At 41.5% G+C, this 2,467-nt stretch carries 2 protein-coding genes; both read left to right on the top strand.

Features of this window, described 5'->3' with window-relative positions; all coding sequences use genetic code 11:
- Positions 1 to 1,012: 1,012 nt before the first annotated feature.
- Positions 1,013 to 1,327 (top strand): hypothetical protein, encoded by a 315-nt coding sequence (locus tag GXZ17_RS10290; protein ID WP_409377196.1) that lies wholly within the window; start codon positions 1,013 to 1,015, stop codon positions 1,325 to 1,327.
- A complete protein-coding gene (locus tag GXZ17_RS10285) occupies positions 1,318 to 1,653 on the top strand; it encodes a hypothetical protein (protein ID WP_409377195.1) in 336 nt (111 codons plus the stop codon). Before GXZ17_RS10290 ends, GXZ17_RS10285 begins: the two co-directional genes overlap by 10 nt.
- Positions 1,654 to 2,467 lie beyond the last annotated feature (814 nt).

The following is a 2,467-nucleotide window of genomic DNA, read 5'->3' as shown; positions in this document are numbered from 1 at the left end:
CCTTTGCCTCATTCTACTATGAACTGTTAATTCTGGAATTAAGGGTGTTGCAAAAATTAACTTCCGAAACGCTGCAAATTCATATTGCCAAACACAAAATTACTTAAGGGCAAAAACATAGATTCCCACCTACTCGTCACCCCGGCAATCTTCAAGCCGGGGTCCAGAAGTATTTAAAAGCATATGGATTCCCGATAAAAAATTTCGGGAATGACGGAGGAGGTGTAATTCCTGAATGTCTCTACGAGGAATCTAAATTAGAGGAGAGGAAACCCTCCTTTTTTGTCATCGCGAGCATGGCGTATTTTGCCATGCGTGGCGATCTCTTTATTAAATTACCTCAGAAAATAAAAACAGACTGCCACACCAGGAATGGTGAGTTTGCAAAGAGAAGCAAGAAAATCACAAGAAGACTATAACCTGAGAAGGGATTTACAGAGTTTACAGAGTTTACAGAGTTTACAGAGTTTAAGAGGAAATAAAAAAGCCACCGGTTCCGACAAGCTTTAGCCTTTTCTTTCTCGCCCTCGCAGGCGAGAAACTCCAGGATGGACTTCCGCGCAAAGGCTTGGAGTTTCTCATCTTTCAAAAAGAAGCTCTTTTTTCCATCCTCCAGCTTAGCTCCTCAGAACCAATGGCAAATATAATATAGCATCTCTTTCTGAATTCGTTAATAGGGGGGAGGGAAAAATTTTTGGAAAATAGAAAAAAAAGAACCCCTTTCTTTCCCCCTCCCTTACCCACCCTGCCAAACGATTGTTTGGCAGGGAACCCGGGCACTCTCTCCGGGGGTGGGAGAAGAAAATACGAGGAGCGGTTAATCTCCAGCTTCCTTCACAATGATAGTTAAATGACAGGTTTTGCAGAGCACCATAATCTATCGTAGATGAGCATGCTATAATATAAAAAGAACATAGATAGATGGGAAGCAAAGGACAAGAGGGTAAAAAGAAAAGTTTTTGGCTCAGACGTGGTAAAGTTGAGGCAAGAGACATTCTCTTGCTGAAAGGGGGTGCTAACCATATCTCTTATATCTCCAAAACTTGGAGAATTGTTAATAAAAACAACCAAAGTTAGTGACATCGACCATGCCCTGGAGAAGGTATTTAAAGAGTATATTGATTTGAAGTTGAAAGACCTCGATATGAAGATAAAAGAATTTGAGAATAAATGGAAGATGGACTTTAATGAATTTAAAATCAGATTGGAAAAAGGAACCCTACCCCAGGATTCTTATTCCTTTGAAGTAGAACAGGACTTCTGGGAATGGGAAGAGGCTGAAAGTTTAAAGGCTCACTATGAATCATTAAAAGAAGAATGGACATAAGCCAATTTCTCTCTCTCCTTTTGCATGAACTATCAAATCTTGAATTTGTGGAAAAAGTTGATTTCCATACCGAAGTTTTTATCCTCAAAGGTAGAGTCTTTCTCCAGAAGGAGAGGTTTTTACAGGTCTATTTTAATGAACTCACTGGAACAGTAGCTTTTGCCCTGATTGAGCAAGGAAAGAGAATTTGGGGTGTTGATTATGATAAGGGGAGAGGATGGCATTTACACTCTGTTGACCATCCTGAAGCTCACGAAAATATAAATCCTCCAACTATAGAAGAAATAGTAGCTTTTTTATCTAGAGCATGGGGTCTTCTGGATTGAAAAATTTACCTCTCTTCTAACCATATTAGCTCAAGGACACCAGCATCAACAACCACGCCGAGGTGATGTTTCCTCAGCGCTGGAGAAGAGAAAAGTTTTCCCCCTTGCAAACAACTATGAGGGGGAAAAGACCCCCTCATAACCCCCCGAAGAAACATAAAGATAAAAGCAAAAAATGCAAAAGACAAAGAACTAACCGAGGAAGAAAAAGCGTCTTCCTCGGTAAAAGCCTTTGGATTCCCGATTAAAGATTTCGGGAATGACGGAGGAGGTGTAATTCCTGAATGGCTCTACGAGGAATCTAAATTACTTAAGGGCAAAAACATGGAGTTCCACCTACTCGTCACCCCGGCGACTTTCGAGCCGTTTTTAGTCTGTCCCTGAATGTATTTATTGCCCCTTGTTCGTCACCCCGGCAATCTTCAAGCCGGGGTCCATAAGTATTTATAAGTATTTAAAAGCATGGATGCCTGATAAAAAATTTCAGGCATGACGAAAGAGGAGGTCGTCACTCCTGAACGCCTCCACCATCACCTTGCCCGTCATTCCTGAACGCCTCTATCATCCCGTGGTCTGTCATTCCTGAATGTCTCTATCAGGAATCCAAATAATAGGAGGGGACATCCCTATCGTTCCCAATAGAAAGACAAAAAGAAAAAGCAAAAACATGGATTCCCGATTAAAGATTTCGGGAATGACGGAGGAGGTGTAATTCCTGAATGTCTCTACGAGGAATCTAAATTACTTAAGGGCAAAAACATGGATTCCCACCTACTCGTCACCCCGGCAATCTTCAAGCCGGGGTCCACAGTAT

The sequence above is a fragment of the Candidatus Sordicultor fermentans genome, assembly GCF_012728195.1.
In the GTDB taxonomy this organism is placed as follows: domain Bacteria; phylum Atribacterota; class Atribacteria; order Atribacterales; family Caldatribacteriaceae; genus Sordicultor; species Sordicultor fermentans.
Note: the sequence above shows the minus strand (reverse complement) of the source record. Positions and strands in the feature narration are given on the sequence as shown.

Excerpts from the sequence above, each read along its gene's own strand:
- GXZ17_RS10285 (WP_409377195.1), top strand. The coding sequence starts at position 1,318 with ATGGACATAAGCCAATTTCTCTCTCTCCTTTTGCATGAACTATCAAAT.